Origin of the sequence: Parafrankia colletiae (assembly GCF_001854655.1) — a bacterium.
In the GTDB taxonomy this organism is placed as follows: Bacteria; Actinomycetota; Actinomycetes; order Frankiales; family Frankiaceae; genus Parafrankia; species Parafrankia colletiae.
On sequence record NZ_MBLM01000118.1, the window covers coordinates 36242 to 54096 of the forward strand.

The window sequence follows — 17855 nt, forward strand, 5'->3', positions numbered from 1 at the left end:
CGGGCCCGATGAGTGATCGGCGCTGCTCCGCCGGCGAGCCGGCCGAGGCTATAAGGCGAGTCGGCCGGCGCCGAGGAGACGCAGGGTCCGTGCGCGTTCCTCAGCTGTGCCGGCCAGGCTGACCAGCGCGTCGGTGGCACCGAGTGCAGAGTAGGCGGACAGCTGGCCCAGGACCGCCTCCTCGTCGCCGACCACGGCGATGGCGCCTGGTTCGGGAAGACCGTCGCGGTCGAGCGCTGCGCGGTAGGAGGGCAGCTGCGCGTAGCCCGCGTACTCGGTACTGAGCTCGGCACGGATGCGGTCCGGTGTGGACGTCACCGCCACCGGCAGCCCCACGACGACGCGAGGGGCGGGCCGGCCCGCGTCCCGGGCCGCCGCTTCGATCAGCGGCACGACATGGTCGCCGATGGTGCGCGGTCCGGCGAGGAAGGTGATCGTGCCGTCCGTGCGTTCCCCGGCGAGCCGCAGCATCGTCGGCCCGAGCGCGCCAAGCAGGACGGGGACGCGGGCCGCTGCACCGGGCACGGCGCTGTCGGCGGGATCGGAACCTGCGCCGGTGGCTCCGGGGACACTGCGTCCGTCGAGGATGGGCAGCAGGGTGTCGAGATGGGCGCGCAGCGCGGCGACCGGCTGGTGGAACGGCTGACCGTAGATCTCCAGCAGGCCGGGATGGCTGACGCCGAGCCCGAGCGTGAACCGCCCGTGGGCCGCGGCCTGTGCTGTCAGCGCCTGCGCGGCCAGGACCCGGGGATGACGCGGCTGGACGACGACCACGGAGGTGCCCAGCTCGATTCCGGGCACCTCCCGGGCCACCGCGGTCAGGACGCCGACGGCGTCGTAGCCATAGCCCTGCGGAAGCCACCCGACCGGGACGTCGGCGGCGGCGACAGTCCGGGCGACCTGCACAAGGTCGTCGACGAGGTTGCCGGACCCGGGAGTGCCCAGGCCGGCTGCGAGGTTGACACCGATACGGATCACGACACCCAGCGTGGCCGGGCTCGGGTACGCGAACCAGGAGGCTGCTGATGGTGTCAGTGCAAGTGACACCCTCGCCCGTGACCGGTGCGGCGGCGGCCCGGCGCCGGGAGCTCGGAGCCTGCCTGCGGGCGTACCGGAGGCTGGTCGAACCGGCCAGTGTCGGGTTGCCCGCCGGTGGGCGTCGGCGCAGCCAGGGGTTGCGCCGCGAGGAACTCGCGTCCCTGTCCGGAGTCAGCCTGACCTGGTACACCGGGCTGGAGCAGGGCCGGGCGACGGCGTCGGCGCAGGTCCTCGATGCCGTCGGCCGGGTGTTGCGGCTCGACGAGGTCGGGCGCCGGCACCTGCGCCGGCTCTCGGTGCCCGAGCCGCCGGCCGTCGCCCCGCCCGCCGGATACCTGCGCGGGCTGGTCGGTCTGCTGGACAGCTGGCCGACCAGCCCCGCCGCGCTGCTCGACCACCGCCTCGACGTCGTGGACACCAATGCCGCCTGGGCCCGGGTCTGGGGCGACCCCGCCGGGTACGAACCGTCGCGCCGGCACGTGGTCTGGCTGCTGGCCGCCGCGTCGGCGCCGGCCGGACTGCTGCTGGCGGCCGCGCGGCAGTTCCGCATGGCCGCCGACCTGCACGCCGGTGACCCGCGGATCGCCGAGGTCGGCGCGCTGTTGCGCGCGGACCACCCGACCCTGGGCCTGGTGTGGGACTGCCGCGGAGTCGGCGCCTTCGGCCACCCCGTGATCGATGCGGCCGGTGAACCCGCGACGGCCCATCTGCTGCATCCCACCGGCGAGACCGAGATCGCCATCCTCGTCGCCGCACCCGCGCGACGGGAGGTCTGAGCCGATACCCGCCGCCGAGCACCGAGGGGCAACCGGCACGTCTCGCCTGGCGGGTGGGAAAGCGCCGGGCCTGCCCGGCCGCTCAGCCGGCGGTCTGGCGCTGCTGCTCGAGGTAGAACCGCGCGGCCGCGCGGACGGCCTCCGGCGTCGGGGAGGGCTCCCAACCGAGTTCCCGGGTGGCCTTGCCGTGGTCGAGCGGCGGCATGAAGTGCATCAACCGGACGCTGACGCTGGTCATCACCACGTCGCGGCGCAGCACCCGCCCGACCACGTCACCGAGGCGACCGACCGCCTTCATCACGGTGAGCGGAATCCCGAACCGCGGCGGCTTGGCTCCGCCGGCTTCGGCCGCGGTCATGACCAGTTCCTTCCAGGTCATGTAACGCTCGCTGATGATGTACCGCTCGCCGACGCGTCCCTTCTCCGCCGCGAGCAGAAACGCGGCGGCGGCGTCGGCGACGCCGACCACCTCCATCGCCGCGTTGCCGAAGTAGGCCGGCAGCCTGCCCTTCGCGGCCTCGGACACCAGGCGGCCGTGCGGCGAGCCGTGGTCGGGTGCTCCGTAGGTCGTCGACACGCACAGGGCGATCCCCGGCAGCCCGCGCTCACGGCAGTAGTGCAGAACGAGATCCTCGGCGGCGACACGCGCCTGGATGTAGGGCCCGCCCAGGTGCTGCCAGGTGTGCGGAAGATCCTCGTCGGCCGGGCGGCCGTCCGCCGAGATGCCGATCGTGCCCACCGTGCTGCAGAACACGAAGCGCCGCACCTGCATCTCGAGCGCCGCGTCCAGCGCGTGCCGCAGACCGTCGACGTTCGTCGCGAACAGCGGGGCCGGGTCGCGCAGCCACGCCCGGGTGTCGACGATGCAGTAGAACACCGTGTCGACCCCGCGCATCGCCTCGCGCATCGCCGCGTCGTCGACGAGGTCGCCGTGGAAACGCTGCACCGGTAAGTCGTCGAAGGCCCGCGTCGAACTGGACCGGCGGACCCACACCCGGACGTCGTCGCCGCGCTCCACAAGCTGCCGCGTGACATGCGAGCCCAGATAGCCGCTCGCTCCCATCACCAGGTGTGTGTCGACCATGACCTGACCACCTTCCGGATCGCGCAGGTCCGGCTGCCGCGTCGGCACGTCCCCGCCCCGCCACGGTCGTGGCGAGGCCGTGGCGGGCGCGGCAGGGACGTCTTCGGTTGGAGTCAGATCCTCCCTGATTCCGCGGCCGTCAGCGCTGGGGGCCTGACACCTCCAGCCAGGAGTGCCGAGCCGCGCCACGACGGTCGAAGATGTCGATGTTCTCGGCGATGCGGTGGGCCCGCACCGACTTGGGGATGGCCGACAGCCCGTGCTGGACGTGCCAGCGGAGCACCACCTGCGCCGGGGTCCTGCCGTACCTGGCCGCCAGGGAGGTGACGGTGGGGTGGCCGATCGGCCTGACGGCGGTGCCGGGCCCGGCCGGGTGGTTGGACAGCACTCCGCCGATCGGCGACCACGACTGGGTGACGATCCCGTGGGCGGCATCGGCGGCGCGGACGTCCGGCTGGGTGAAGAACGGGTGCAGTTCCACCTGGTTGACGGCGGGAACCACGTCGGTCCGGTCGAGGAGGTCGGCCAGGTGCCGGGGACCGAAGTTGGAGACGCCGATGGCCCGCGCCTGGCCGTCGGCGAGGATCTTCTCGGCGGCCTGGTAGGAGTCGACGGTGGCGTCGAAGTCGGCGGGCACGGGCCAGTGCAGCAGGTACAGGTCGACGTGGTCCAGACCGAGCCGGTGCAGGCTGGCGTCGAAGGCCCGATGGGTGGAGTCGTAGCCGTAGTCGCTCAGCCACAGCTTCGTGGTGACGAAAATGTCGGCGTGGGGCCCGAGCCAGAGCAGCGAGCGTCGGCGGGACTGCCCGTCGCACCCATCAACCCCATCAACCCCGTCAACCTCGGTCCTCGCGGGTACCAGGCGGTCGCCGTCAACGACCGGGGCGACGTCCTTCTCGCGCCCGACTGGAGCACCGGGTCCGAGCCGTTGAGCCGGGTCTCGCTCGCCTCCGGCCGTCCCGGGCGGAGTGCGCTCCCAGGCGTTCCGGTGGGTCCGTGGACAGACGACCGACCTCCCCACGCCCGCGGGCGGCGAGAGCGCGGCGACCGGCATCAACGACCGCGGGCAGATCGCCGGTACCGTCACCGCCGCCGACGGCTCCGACCACGCCGTCCGGTGAGACGGTTCTCGGCTCACCGACCTCGGCACCCTCGGCGGGCGCCACAGCCAGGCCGCCCTCGGCCGCGGCACGCAGAGCCGCTTGACCAACGATTGCCAACGGCGTGATCCTCGCCGACTTCACCGGACGGGGGCTCGTCGTCGGGCTCGGATCCGGGCCCGACGGGCTGCGCGCCCTCGCCTGGCGCGTCAGCTCACCCTGAGTCGAAAACGGCTCAGGGTGATGCTGTCGGGACGAGGTCGCGGAGGGGGTCCGGAAGAGGTGCCAGGCGATCATGAGCATGGGGCGGGAGACGGAGACGAGGGCGTTTGCTGCCGCGGCGGGTGGCGGTACGCCGGTAACTAGCCGGTCGGGCGTCGGTCTCGACATGATTCACGATAAGGGTCATCGTTTGTGCCGGAGACGTACTGTCGCCATTCCGGTTCGGCCAGACCTCGACCGGCCAGCTGGCACGCCACCTCGAAGGTATGTTCCCGCAACGACCCCAGATCTCTGGTATCCCACAGGCGCATCGTGGCATCGCTGCTGGCCGTGGCCAGCAACCCATCCGGCCCGAACGCCACCGCATTCACCGGCAAGGCATGACCGGTGAGAGGCTGGCCAATCTGGTGGACATCCTGCGGGTCAGAGGTGTCCCAGAGGTGTGCCTTGTCGTCGCCGCTGGTAACCAGTAGCAGCCCACCCGGCTCGAACGCCACCGCACTCACCGAGTCGGAATGGCCGGTGAGGGGCTCGCCCGCCAGCCGGGCACGCTGTGGATCCGCGACGTCCCACAACCGCACCGTCCTGTCGGCGCTGCCGGTGGCCAGCAAACCACCCGGCCCGAACGCCACCGCATTGACCGGGAAAGTGTGACCGCTGAGAGCCGGGCCAGCCGCGTGGACGTGCACTCGGTCTGAGGTATCCCACAGCCGTACCGTGGAGTCGCTGCTGCCGGTGGCCAGCAGCCCATCCGGCCTGAACGTCACCGTATTCACCGAGTTGGTGTGGCCGGTGAGGGGCACGCCGACCTGGCGGACACGCTGCGGGTTGGAGGTATCCCACAGACGCACCGTCCTGTCGTCGCTGCCGGTGGCCAGCAGCCCATCCGGCCTGAACGCCACCGTATTCACCGAGTTGGTGTGGCCGGTGAGGGGCTCACCCACCAGGCGGGCACGCTGCGGATCCGAGACATCCCACAACCGCACCATGCTGTCGGTACCGCCGACACTGGCCAGCAGCCCACCCGGCCCGAACGCCACTGCATGCACCGTGCCGGTGTGACCGGTGAGGGGCGGACCGACCTCGCGGACACGCCACGGGTCAGACCTGTTCCACAACCGCACCGTGCCGTCCGCATTGCCGGTGGCCAACAGCCCACTCGACCCGAACGCCAGCGCGGTCACCGGGCCGCCGTGGTTGACGAGGGGCTGGCCAAGCGGATGGACACGCTGCGGATCGGACGTGTTCCACAAGCGCACCGTGCCGTCCGCGCTGCCGGTGGCCAGCAATCCACCCGACGAGAATCCCACCGCGTTCACCTGGTCGGTGTGGCCGGTGAGGGACGTACCGAGTGAGCGGACGTGCTGGGGATCGGAGGTGCCCCACAACCGCACCGTCTTGTCGCTGCTGGCGGTGGCCAACATCCCACCCGGTCCGAACGTCAGCGCGCGGACCTCATCGGTGTGGCCGGTAAGAGGCGGACCGACCTCGCGGACCCGCTGAGGGTCGGAGATATCCCACAACCGCACCGTACTGTCGACGCCACCAGTGGCGAGCAATCCATCCGGGCCGAACGCCACCGTATTCACTGAGTTGGTATGGCCGGTGAGAGGAGCATCGACCGGACGGACATGCTGCGGGTTGGAGGTAATCCACAGGCGTACTGTTTTGTCGGCGCTGCCGGTGGCCAGTAACCCACCCGGTCCGAACATCACCGCGGTTACCGGGAAGGTGTGGCCGGTGAGGGGAGCACCGACCTGGCGGACGCGCTGAGGATCGGACGCATCCCATAGCCGCACCGTGCTGTCGAAGCCGCCGGTGGCCAGCAACCCGCCCGACCCGAACGCCACGGTGAACACCGGGCCGTTGTGACCGGTGAGGGGGCGGTCGATCTGATGGGCGTGCTGCGAACTGGATGTGTCCCACAGCCGCACCGTGCCGTCGAGGCCGCCGGTGGCCAGCAGCCCACCCGGCCCGAACGCCACTGCATACACCGTGCCGGTGTGACCGGTGAGGGGGATGCCGATCTGGTGGATACGCCGCGAATCGGAGGTATCCCACAACCGCACCGTGCCATCCTCGCTACCGGTGGCCAGCAACCCGCCCGACCCGAATGCCACCGCGGTCACTGGGCCGGTGTGGCCGACGAGGGTGGCGGTCAGGGCGGGAACACCGGCGAGGGTGACGAGAAGATTTCCCCGGATTCGGGCTGTCGTGTCCTCATCGGCTGCGAGGGTGCCGGCAGCGACAGCGAGGCGGAGCGCGGCGGTTGGATCAGCGGAGCGTGTGGTGTCAGCCAGGTTGAGAAGCCGGTCGACGACGGCGGTGCGACGGCGAGCTTCGGCCGTATAGCGCTGCCGGTCAGCGGCTCCACCTTGTATGTACGCGGTGACCCCGAAGCTGGTCGCGACCAGTAAAAGGACGATTAGGACGATGAAGGCCCCGGCCAGGCGGCGCTGCGCCCGCCGGCGACTCGCGGTCAAGAAGACGCGAGCTGTGGGAGTCAGCTCCTCGGATCCAACCGCAGTGAGGGCTGCGGTCGCGAGGCCCAAGTTCCACAGCCGCGTGGCCGGACGGCCACGGCGCTGCCAGTCCTCGGYCGCCGTCTCGGCCTGGCTCCGCTGCCGCAGCCGGTCCGATGCCACGGCGATCGCCGTGGCGAGCGGGGGCCAAGCGGTCAGCAGCCGCTCGTGGGAGACCTCGACGGTAGCCGGACCGCCCGGGACAGCGTCCACGGTGAGCAGTCTGCGGACCACGAACGGAGTGAGCGCAGCGCGGACCGGGACCATGAGGTGGTCGAGAGGAACCCGACGGCGGGTCGGCCGGCCCTCGGTGTCCACGCCGATCAGATGGACAAGGCTGGCGAGCACCTGCTCGTTGCTGCGGCCGGTAGCAGCGCTTGCCTCGGCGACGGCGGCGTCGGCGTGGTCAACGAGCGCACCGCGGACCCCGCCGATGGCGTCGTAAAGAGCGGCGGACAGCACAGCCGTACCCACCTGGTTGGCGTGGGCGTGCAACCGCTGAAGGGTGTAGGCCAACAGCGGCAGCCCGTGCCCGTCACCCGTATCGGCGACTATCCGGGCGACCAGCTCGTCCTCGACCGTCAGCCCGGCCAGGCTCGCAGGCCCGGTGATCACCAAGGGCAGCAGGTGACGCGGCAACGGGTGAACTGCCTCAGTCCRCACTCGCAGCCTGACCGGCGTGGCTTCTTCAATGAGCTGGTCCAGGTATTCCGAACGCAAAGTGGCAACCACTCGCACTGGTCCAGCGCTCGCCTCCGCCAGCAGAGCCAGGAACTCCGCCCGRCCGGCCGCACAAGTACGGACCAGCAGTTCCTCGGCCTGGTCGATCACCAGCAGCAGCCGCCGCGCCTGCACCGCTGCAAGCAGCTCTCGGRCCACCTCCACCACCGCACCGGGCTCGGCCAGTCGATCGGCCAACTCGTCCGCCTCCCAGGCTAGATCATGCTGGCGACCGGCCTCGGTGAGCGCCTCTGCCAACGCAGCAAGCGGTCGACCCCCCGGTACCAAAGCAGGCACGGCCAACCAATTTGGATCCTGCGCCATCATGGGGACGAGTCCGGCCGCAACTAGCGACGACTTACCACAGCCAGATGGGCCAACCACCACCACCAGCCCGCTGCCATCCCCGCCCGGACGAGTGAGGCTGTCGGCCAGCAACCGGGTGTCCTCCTCTCGGCCCTTGAACACCATTGCCCGGCTCGCGTCGAAGGCGTCCAAACCCGGAAACGGCGAGCGGCCAGGCTGCCACACCGCCTCCCACCCCCGGGTCGGGCCCGGAAACCCTGGCGGAGGGTAGCCCGTATGGGCGCGCCGTCCGCCGGGAAACGTCGGAGAATGTGCGGGCCTGAGCCGCGTCCTGGTAGCAGCTGCCAAAAGCCGCTGCCGAGCGGTCGACCGGTCGACCGCGAACAGATCCACCCCGACCAGCTGCCCCAACAACCCCGGCTGGGGACAGTCCTCCACCCGGACCGCCAGCAACTTGCCGTCAGCCCCCGACGGATCGGCATTCCAGGCGGCCTGCCATGCCGCCTCGGCGTACGCCGAGGTCAGATAGGCCGGTGAAAGCACCGCCACCGTCCGCGCGGCCGTCATCGCCGCACGGTGCATCTCCCGGACAAAGTTCGATCCAGCGGTAAAATCCCACGCCTGCACCAGCACTCGGTAGCCAGCAGCCTCCAGCTCCCAGGCAATCCACTCTGCCCACTCCCGGTCCACCCTCGTGTGGGAGATGAAAAAATCCGCCCCCGCCGCGCGTTCCTTCTCGCCCTTCGCGGCATCATCATCACTATCCACCCGCGGTACCCCCGTACCCACATCCATACCTCCAGCCTGCCACCAGCGACGAAGCGCCATAGAGCCGCCACGCAGAGACCAGCGGGGACGTGTTATGCCGGGGCCGGCAGGTGAACCGCCCCGTCCCGGAACCGGCGGGCTTGGTACTGAGTCACCGAGTTCTCGTGCGGAGCGGAGCGGTTGCCGGAGCGGCGGGCCGGGCGACCGCCTAGGAGGCGGCGTAGGCGAGCGTGCCGTCGATGAAGGTGGCGGCGACGTCCGCTGCCTGCGGGTTGGCCAGCGCCTCGTCGAGCGGGACGCGCAGTAGGCACAGGTCCGCGGTCATACCCAGGCAGATCCGACGCGGCCGGGCGGGACTCTCGGGGTGGCCGAGGAACAGGTCGAGGGCGCTGCGTCCGTCCACCCGCTCGGCCGCCCCGAGCAGCGTGCCGGCGGGGGTGCGCCGGTGGACGGCGGCCCGGACGGCCCGCCACGGGTCCGGGTGGCCGAACGGCGCGTCGGTCCCGGCGGCGACCGCGATACCGGCGGCAAGCAGTGACCGGCACGGATAGAGCCAGGGGATGTCGTCCGGGTCGACCTCGGCGAGGTAGGCGTCGCCGCGCTCGGCCACGAAGTTCGGCTGGGTGACGACCGTGAGCCCGGCCGCGCGGATGAGCGTGGCCAGCTCCGGGGGGATCACCGCCCCGTGCTCGATCCGGTCGGCCGGCCGGCCTGGCACCAGGCTGCTCAGGCCGGTCGCGGTGGCGGGGGCACCGCCGGCGCTGGGCCGGGCGGCCTCGATCGCCGCGAGGGTCACCACGAGCTGGACGCGGGTCACGCAGTGCACGGCCACCGGCACACCGGACCGGTGGGCCGCCCGGACCCGCTCGGCGAGGCGGTCCGGGTCCGGCAGATCGGTGTCGTCCAGCATGATCTTCAGCGGTCCGGCCGTGAGCCGGGACTCCCACCCCGAACGGAGCCGTTCCGGCGCACCGCCCGGCGCCCACGCCCCGTCCGGACCACACGTTCCGGGCCGGACAGGCAGTTCTGTCTCCGCCGAGGAGCGCATCAGGGTGAGGCGCTGGGGCAGCACCCCCGCGACCACCGCCTCCGCGAGCGCGGCTCGATCGGAGGGCCGCCGCTCGGGCGTGGCGTCGGTGAAGCCGGTGACCCCTGCCGCCAGCGCGGCCCGGCCAAGCGCTCCGAGATCGACCGCGACGCGCGGGACCCGGGCGGCAAGCCAGCTGTCGAGCCGCCACAGGCGGCCGGTGGGCGTCCCGGCTGCGGTCCGCTCGATCCCCTCGCCGACGCCGACGCCGACGCCGACGCCGACGCCGGCGTGCGGGCTTAGGCCGACCTCGCGCAGCGCGGCCGAGTTGAGCACCCACAGCGCACCGCCGCGATGCTGCACCCTGGTCGGTACGTCGCCGGTGAGGGCGTCGAGGGCCCAGCGGTCGAGATCCCCCGCCGTGGCCGGGTGGTAGCCGATGCCGCGCACCCAGCCGCCGCGGGGTGACCTGCGCGCGGCGCCGGCGGCCTCACCCAGCCGCCGGGCGAACTCCCGCGCGTCGGCGACCGCGGGCGGCCCGAGGAACACCGAGGCCATCGAGGCGGCCAGCGACATCAGGTGCAGGTGATGATCGTGCAGGCCGGGCAGCAACGCGCCTCCGGCGGCGTCGAACTCCTCCTCGCCGGGGCGCCGATCCAGGCGCCGCCCCGGCGGCCCGATCTCGACGACGGTCCCACCGGCGAGGCGGACGTCCACCAGATCGGCCCGCGGCGTTCCCGGGCCGGGGCCGACGGCGGGTGTGGCCGCGAGGATCTCGGCGCGTCGGACCAACACGGCGATCACCTCGTCTGGCGGGCCGGTGAACGGTGAACGGGCATGCCGAGCGTACGGAATCCGTACGGTGGGCACGGTGAACACCGCCTGCGCAGCGCCCGCTGTCCTGGAACCGGAGGAGGCACTGGTCGCGCTGCGTGCCGACCCCGAGATGTTCGCGGCGTACAACGGGAAACCGCTGCTCGCGGTCCGGATCCGGGGGCCGCGGGCGGTCGAGGTCGGCGCGCTCGCCCGGTGGCTGCCGTGCGTGCTGGTGGGTGTCGCCCCTGACCTGTCGGGCCTCCCCCCGGGGATCGAGACCGCGGGCTTCGACATCCTGCTGACCGATCAGCCCGAGCCGCCGGCGCCCTGGGTCGGCCCGGTGGGCCGGGGGAGTGACGGCCAGCCCGGCGGGACGGCGGAGGCGCTCGTGGCGATCGCCGCGATGACCCGCGCCGTGCCGGCGGCCTCGGTGGCGTTCACCCAGCTCGTGCGGTACTCGGCGCGCCTCGACGTCCGGGACGCGGTGATCGCGGAGTCGTTCGTCTACTCCACCCTGCAGGCAGGCACCGAGTTCGCGGCCTGGCTCGCCGGCCACCGCGCGGCCCGGGCGCGCCGCGCGGCATCGTCGTCGGCGACGACGACATCGACGGCATCGGCGTCGGTGGTCGCCTCCGGGGCCTCTCCGGTGCCCACCGCGCCGGCCGTCCTCGTCGATCGTGACGGCGACGAGCTGTGGGTCGAGCTGAACCGTCCGCAGGTGCGCAACGCTGTCAGCCGGGACCTGCGTGACGGCCTGGTCGACGCGTTCACCCTGGCCGCCGGCGATCCCAGCGTCAGCGCCGTGCGGCTGCGGGGCGTCGGCCCGACCTTCTGCAGCGGCGGAGATCTCTCGGAGTTCGGCACGCTCCCCGACCCGGCCGTCGGCCATGCCGTGCGGACGTCCCGCAGCATCCCGATGGCACTGCTGCGGTGCGCCGACCTGGCAACGGCCTACGTGCACGGGACGTGCGTGGGCGCCGGAGTCGAGGTCCCCGCGTTCGCCCGCCGGGTGGTCGCCGACCCGCGGACCACGTTCCGGCTGCCCGAGCTGGCGATGGGGCTCATCCCCGGGGCCGGCGGGACGTCCAGCATCGTCCGCCGGGTGGGCCGGGAGCGTACCGCCTTTCTGTCGTTGACCGGCTGGGCTGTCGGCACCGCGGTCGCTGCTGCGTGGGGGCTGGTCGACGACGTCCGGCCGGTCAGCGGCGATACCCGTCCACCGTTGCCGGAACCGGGTGGGCGGTGAACGGCCGGGGGCCGTCGGGGGCGTCCGACGCGTCGGTGAAGAAGAGGAAGCAGCGGGTGCCGACGAACTCGCCGTCGCGGGTCACCGTGCTGGAGTAGACCTGCATGGGCAGCAGGGTGCCGTCGAGGCGGCGGATCGTGGTCGGGTAGTTCAGGATCGCGTTGTCGACGGTCATCGACTCGCCGAGTGCGACCAGATCCTCCTCGACGGCGAAGATGCCGAGCAGGTTCTGCCCGACGAACCTGGTGGGCTCGTCGGCGCAGCCGAGGAACGCCAGATGGATCAGGTTGGTCCGCCTGACCTCGGCGGTGCGGGCCATGCCGTGCAGGGGCACGGGCAGCAGCTCGAAGAGGTCCTCCAGCTCCTTCGTCAGCGCGGTGACCGCTGTCTCGCCGAGCCCACCGAGGAGCGGCCCGACCTCGCTCTGGCTCCACTGCTTGTGCCACGCCCGCGTGTCGGCCTCATCCGGCCCCGGCAGGGATCCACTGAACGCGGGACGGGTGACCAGACGGAGAACGCCCCCGTCGGCATCGCCGTTGGCGTCGAGCAGAGCGGCCACCGTCGACCCGTCCGCCCGCCGCAGGTCGACCGGCAGGTTGTGCAGGGCGTGCCCGTCGACCGCCGCGGCGGTCACCTGCTCCCACACGTCGTCGCCGAGGAGCGTGCGGGCCGACGGCCTGGCCGCGCTCGACGGCTTGGCCGTGACCGATGGCGCGGCCGTGCCTGCTGGCCCGGCCGCGTCCGACGGGGCCCAGCCGGCGATCCGGCGCTGCGCCGGGTTCGCCCGTCTGACGGCCCCGTCGAAGCGGGTGACCATGATCCCGATGTTCGCGTTCTCGAACAGGTCCAGGAGTTCCCGCAGGTAGTCGGTGGCGGATATGCCGTTGTACTGCGGCGCATCGATGGGCATGATGGTCGGCCTTTCCCTGGCGCGGTCGGGCTGTTCCCCGGGAGACCGCGGCGGATCGGTTCCCGCCGCGGATCTGACGCCGGGAACGATCGCCCGAGCCGGTAGCGCGCCCCTAACGGGCTGGTAGCGCGGTGCCGCTACCAGCAGGTGCGGGCGGGCGGGTGACGGCCGCCGGGCGTCGCCCCGAGGTCGTGTACGGGCGAGCCCCGGGCCGGGCGGGCCGGGTGGTGCCGACGCGGCGCTGGTAGGCCGACGGCGTCTCCCCGCAGTACTGGGTGAAGGCCCGGGCGAACGCGCTGCCGTTGTCGAAGCCGACGGCTGTGGCCACCTCCAGCACCGATCGCCCGGGCACCGAGAACAGCTCCATCGCTCGCAGAATGCGGGCCTGGAGCAGGTAGCTGCGCCAGGACAGCCCCAGCGTCGCGCGGAACTGGCGGCGCAGCGAACGCTCCGAGACTCCGACGGCTCCGCTGACCTCCCCGACCGTCACCGCGCCGAGATGCGCCCGGGTGTAGGCCATGGCCCTGGACAGGACCGGGTCTGTCGAGGTCGGAAGGCACAGCGGTGCCTCGTGGTCGAGGGCCTCGGCGACCAGGTGGCCCAGGGCGCGGAAGAACTCGTCCGCCACGCTGTCAGACGCGGTCCGCGTGATCGGCCAGCGCAGCGAGTAGACGATCATTTCCCGGATGAGGGGGGAGACCGCCAGGATCCGCGCCCGGTCGCCGGGGTTGGGGACGACGGCCGGGTCGAACATCACCGCGACGGTGCGGGTCGCGGCGTTCATCGTGGCCTGGTGCGCCAGCCCGGCCGGGATCCAGGCGGCCTGCTGCGGCGGCAGCAGATAGTGCGCGATGGAGGTCTCGACCTCCACCACACCGGCGATCGCGTACTCGATCTGGTGCAGGTCATGCGCATGCCAGCCGGTGACGAGCCGTTCGCCCTCGTACGGATGGCTGCCCCCGACTGCGCCGCCGCCACGACGCAGGTCAACCAGCGCGGACGATTCTCCCGGCCCCCCGGACAGGTGTGCTGGGGATGTCATGGCGGTGAAGCGTACAAACACCCGCCACGGCGGTCCAGAGCGGTCGTGAGTGGCCGATTCGGTGGAATTTATGGCCGATGCTGCCGCGACGGCCACGAATAACCGGAGTAGAAACAAGGGTACGCCCGCTGGCCGTGAACGCCAGTGTAACGGCGTGCCGTCCGGCCTGTTCGCGATCCCGACTCGAGGAGGGGCATGCGCCTCGACGGCGCATTTCTGGTGCGCGATGACAGTTGTCTGGTCGAGTAGCTGGCCGAACCGCCGGGAATGGCTGCCCACCGCGTTCGGGTCTGGCTTCCCGCCGGCCGTGACCAGTGCCGGAGCCGCGATCCGTGCCGGTAGAAAAACGGCCCGTCGTCGTGACGGGAAACGGGCCGGATGGCCCCGGGAGTCCTGCCTGCGAAACCTGCCTGAGAAACCAGTCGGCGACCCGAGGAGAGACGTGAACCCGTACGAAGGTGCGCCGCCGCGCGCGGCACGGTTCCGCGCCGGAACGGACCCCGCTCCGTGAGCGCCCCGACAGTCGACACGCCACCTACGGACAACCCGCCGACGGAGGCCTCGACGGTGCAGGTCTCGTCGGCCGGGTCCTCCACGGCCTCGCCGGTGGCGGTGCACAGCGCCGGGTCGGTGCTGCGCCGGGCGCGCCGCGGCCAGTTACGCCACGTGAGTGCGTCGTCGACCTTCCTGTCCTGCCACCAGGTCGCCGRGGCCCTCGTCCCGATCACCATCGGCCTCGCGGTGGACCGGGCGATCGCCACCGGGGACGGCGCCTCGATGCTGCGCTGGCTGGCCGTGCTGCTCGGGCTCTTCGTCGCCCTCACCTGCGCGATGCGGTGGGGCTTCCGGGCGAACCTGCGGGCTGTCCAGGGCGCCGGCCACGACCTGCGGATGCTGGTGGCCGACCGGGTCCTCGACCCGCGTGGCGGCGCCAGCGCCGATCAGCTCCCGGGGCAGCTCGTCGCGCTGGCGACCGGGGACGCCCTGAAGGTCGGCATGTTCAACTACGCGCTGGCGATGGCCATCTCCGGCATCGCCGGGGTCGGGGTCGCCGTGGTCGTTCTCGCCCGCTTCTCGCTGTCACTGACCGGTCTGGTCGTGGCCGGGACGCTCCTCCTCATGGTCATCACCCACTTCCTGGGCCGGCCACTGGAGCGGCGCAGCGCCGCCGAGCGCGCGACGATGGCGGCGGCGACAGGCCTCGCCGCCGATCTGATTGCCGGACTGCGGGTCCTCAAGGGTTTCGGTGGGGAGCGCCCGGCCGTCGAGCGCTACCGGACGGCCAGCCAGCGCGCGCTGGGCGCCACCCTGCGGGCTGCAGCCGCGGAGTCGACCATCAGGGCGGTGGCGGTCGCGCTGGCCGGTGGCCTGCTCGCGGTCGTGACACTGGGCGCGGGCCGCCTCGCGGCCGGCGGGTCGATCAGTATCGGCGCCCTGATCACCGCGGTCGGCCTGGCGCAGTTCCTCGTCGACCCGCTCAACCGGATCACCGGGTTCGGCGCCCAGCGGGCACAGTCCCTGGCGTCGGCGGGCCGCATCGCAGCGGTTCTGAACGCCCCGCCGGCGGTTGTGGAGAGAGCGCCCGCGGTGCCGGCCGGTGCCGATCGGCAGGCGGGTCCTGACCGGCCGGAGAGCCGGCTTCGTCTGGAGAAGGTCACGGTGGGCTCCGTCCGCGATCTGGACCTGGAGGTGCGCGCCGGGGAGTTCCTCGGTGTCGTGGCGGCCGATCCGCACGAAGCCGCCGCGGTCCTCAGCGTGCTGGCCCGGGATGCCGACCCGGCGTCCGGCGCACTGCTGCTGGACGGCACCCCGGTCACCGACCTGCACCCCGACACGGCCCGGGAGATCGTCCTGGTCGCCCCCCATGACGCCGTGCTGTTCGAAGGCACCGTGCTGGACAACATCCGGTCCGCGACACCGGCGGAGACCGGCGGCGACCTGGACCCCGTGGTGACAGCGGCCGGGCTGGACGACCTGACGGAGGTGCTGGCCGAGGGCCTGCACACCCGGCTGCGTTCCGGCGGGACGTCACTGTCCGGCGGGCAGCGCCAACGCGTCGCGCTGGCCCGCGCCCTCGCCGCGGCCGCGCCCGTCCTGGTGCTGCACGAACCCACCACCGCGGTGGACTCGCTGACCGAGCGCCGGATCGCCGAGGGCCTGCGGCGCCTGCGCGGCGGGCTGAGCACGGTGTGCGTCACCTCGAGCCCCGCGATCCTGGCCTGCTGCGACCGGGTCGTCGTCCTCGACGGCGGCACGGTCACGACCGAGGGAACCCACGCGGACCTCGTCCACACGAACCCGCGCTACCGCGAACTCGTCCTCGCGTGACCGGCCAGAACAGCATGACCGGCCAGAACAGTGTGACAGCCAGGACGGGTGATCCCCATGCGAGGTGACAGCGTGCGAGAAGAACGCTCCGGCGACGGCCTGCTCCCCACCGCGAGCGCCGGTGAGACGTGGCGGTACCTCCTGCGGCTCCTGCGGCCACGGTGGGCGCTCGGCGTGCTCACGGTCCTGGCGTTGACAGCGGGGACCTGTCTGCAGCTCATCGTGCCCCGTGCCCTCGGCTGGGTCGTCGACGCGGCGATCGACGGCGACCGCGGAGCTGTCCTCTGGCCGGTCCAGGTCCTGGTCATCGTGGCGGTCGGCGCCGCGGTCCTCCTGGTGGTGACCAGGGTACTGATCGCGCTCGTGGCGGAGCCCGCGCTGGCGTCGCTGCGCGAGGACGTCCTGGAGCGGGCCCTGCACCTGCCCGCGGGCGAGGTCGAGCGCACCGGCTCCGGTGATCTGGTGGCGCGGATCAGCGGCGACGTCGAGGTCGTCACCACCGCGATTCGCACCACCGTGCCGACGCTTGCGATGTCGGTGTTCCTGGTGTGGATGACCGCGGTCGGCCTGGCCGCGATCGACTGGCGTTTCGCGGTCGTCGCGCTGCTCGCCGTGCCGACCGACATCTATGCGCTGCGGTGGTACCTGCGCAGGTCACGGTCGGTCTTCGCGGCCCAGCGGGTCGCCGAGGGCGCGCGGGCCCAGCAGCTGCTGGACTCGATCGGCGGGACGGACACCGTCCGGGCGTTCCGCCTCGGCCCGCGCCATCTGCGGCTGACCGCCCAGCGGTCGGAGGCGGCGGTGGACTGCGCCTACACGGCGATGCACTTCCGGACGCGGTTCTGGGGCCGCATGCACCTGTCCGAGGCCATCGGCGTCGCCGCCGTCCTGGCCGCCGGCTTCTACCTGGTGCGTGACGGTGCTGTCACGGTCGGCGCGGCGACAGCGGCGGCGTTCTACTTCAGCCGCCTGTTCGAGCCGGTCAACATGATCCTTATGATGATCGACACGACTCAGGAGGCCGGCGCCGCGCTGTCCCGCCTCGTCGGAGTAGCGCGGGTGGCACCGCCGCCGGCGCCGGAACGGGCGGTTCTCGGCGAGCCGGCCGTGGAGGTGCGCGACGTCCACTTCGCCTACGCGGACGATCACGAGGTGCTGCACGGCGTCGACCTCGCCGCGCGTCCGGGGGAGCGGGTGGCGGTCGTCGGTGCGAGCGGGGCCGGCAAGACCACGCTGGCCAACATCGTCGCCGGCCTGCATCCCGCGGCGTCGGGGGAGGTCCGGCTGGCCGGCCTTCCGGTCGGGCAGTTCGGTCCGGACGACCTGCGGACCACGGTGGCCCTGGTGACCCAGGAGGTCCACGTGTTCGCCGGCCCGCTCGTGGACGATCTCCGGCTTGCGCGCCCGGACGCCTCGGCCGCGGACATCGACCACGCACTGGCCCGCGCGGGCGCGGCGAGCTGGGTCGCCGCACTGCCGTCCGCGGAGCGGACCGTCGTGGGCCGGGGCGGGCACCGGCTCACCCCGACGCAGGCGCAGGAACTCGCGCTTGCCCGGCTGCTGCTCGTGGACGCGCCGATCGTCGTCCTCGACGAGGCCACCGCCGAGGCGGGCAGTGCCGGCGCCCGCCGGCTGGAACTGGCAGCCGAGCGGGCCCTGGACGGACGCACGGTGATCGCCGTGGCGCACCGGCTGACCCAGGCCGCGTCCGCCGACCGGATCCTGGTTCTCGACCGCGGCCAGGTGGTCGAGAACGGCTCGCACGACGACCTGGTCGCCGCCGGCGGCCAGTACGCGCGGATGTGGTCGGCCTGGTCGTCGGCGGGCGCGACCGAGCCGCAGACTGCCGAGCCGCGGTCAGCCGACGGACAGTCGGCCGACTCACAGCCGCTCCCTCCGGCATCAGCTCCGGCCGCTMATGGTGCGGTGTAGGCACGGGCTCATGGTGCG

General features: G+C 72.5%; 11 protein-coding genes. 4 read left to right on the forward strand and 7 right to left on the reverse strand.

The window, feature by feature from the left end; genetic code table 11:
- Window positions 1–48: 48 nt before the first annotated feature.
- Window positions 49–978: a TIGR03564 family F420-dependent LLM class oxidoreductase gene (locus CC117_RS16425; protein WP_071085084.1), complete on the reverse strand. Its 930-nt coding sequence runs from the start codon at window positions 976–978 to the stop codon at window positions 49–51.
- Window positions 979–1025: 47 nt separating this feature from the next.
- Between CC117_RS16425 and CC117_RS16430 the strand changes: the two genes are divergently transcribed.
- On the forward strand, window positions 1026–1814 hold the full coding sequence (locus tag CC117_RS16430) for a helix-turn-helix domain-containing protein (protein WP_084132240.1): 789 nt from the start codon (window positions 1026–1028) through the stop codon (window positions 1812–1814).
- An 82-nt stretch (window positions 1815–1896) separates the two neighbouring features.
- On the opposite strand, the gene CC117_RS16435 is transcribed toward CC117_RS16430, so the two are convergent.
- The 4 genes from CC117_RS16435 to CC117_RS16450 all read right to left on the reverse strand — a co-directional run bounded on the left by CC117_RS16435 (window position 1897) and on the right by CC117_RS16450 (window position 10358).
- Window positions 1897–2898, reverse strand: coding sequence for an NAD-dependent epimerase/dehydratase family protein (locus CC117_RS16435; protein ID WP_071085192.1), 1002 nt, complete (start codon window positions 2896–2898; stop codon window positions 1897–1899).
- A gap of 139 nt (window positions 2899–3037) precedes the next feature.
- Entirely contained in the window at window positions 3038–3985 is a 948-nt protein-coding gene (locus CC117_RS16440) for an aldo/keto reductase (protein WP_198541879.1), read from the reverse strand.
- Window positions 3986–4360: 375 nt separating this feature from the next.
- On the reverse strand, window positions 4361–8536 hold the full coding sequence (locus tag CC117_RS16445; protein ID WP_241830159.1) for an nSTAND1 domain-containing NTPase: 4176 nt from the start codon (window positions 8534–8536) through the stop codon (window positions 4361–4363).
- 208 nt (window positions 8537–8744) lie between these two features.
- A complete protein-coding gene (locus CC117_RS16450) occupies window positions 8745–10358 on the reverse strand; it encodes an amidohydrolase family protein (RefSeq protein WP_071085193.1) in 1614 nt (537 codons plus the stop codon).
- Window positions 10359–10434: 76 nt separating this feature from the next.
- Here CC117_RS16450 and CC117_RS16455 point away from each other — a divergent pair, with 76 nt between their 5' ends.
- Window positions 10435–11625: an enoyl-CoA hydratase/isomerase family protein gene (locus CC117_RS16455; protein ID WP_241830160.1), complete on the forward strand. Its 1191-nt coding sequence runs from the start codon at window positions 10435–10437 to the stop codon at window positions 11623–11625.
- Here the strand turns inward: CC117_RS16455 and CC117_RS16460 are convergent.
- Together CC117_RS16460 and CC117_RS16465 are read right to left on the reverse strand one after the other, a co-directional pair.
- A complete protein-coding gene (locus CC117_RS16460; protein WP_071085094.1) occupies window positions 11579–12535 on the reverse strand; it encodes a hypothetical protein in 957 nt (318 codons plus the stop codon). The two genes, CC117_RS16455 and CC117_RS16460, sit on opposite strands and share 47 nt — an antisense overlap.
- 112 nt (window positions 12536–12647) lie before the next feature.
- A complete protein-coding gene (locus tag CC117_RS16465) occupies window positions 12648–13577 on the reverse strand; it encodes an AraC family transcriptional regulator (RefSeq protein WP_071085096.1) in 930 nt (309 codons plus the stop codon).
- 507 nt (window positions 13578–14084) lie between these two features.
- Between CC117_RS16465 and CC117_RS16470 the strand changes: the two genes are divergently transcribed.
- Together CC117_RS16470 and CC117_RS16475 are read left to right on the forward strand one after the other, a co-directional pair.
- A complete protein-coding gene (locus CC117_RS16470) occupies window positions 14085–15905 on the forward strand; it encodes an ABC transporter ATP-binding protein (protein ID WP_084132244.1) in 1821 nt (606 codons plus the stop codon).
- Window positions 15906–15962: 57 nt separating this feature from the next.
- A complete protein-coding gene (locus CC117_RS16475) occupies window positions 15963–17837 on the forward strand; it encodes an ABC transporter ATP-binding protein (RefSeq protein ID WP_071085098.1) in 1875 nt (624 codons plus the stop codon).
- The last annotated feature ends 18 nt before the right edge of the window (window positions 17838–17855 follow it).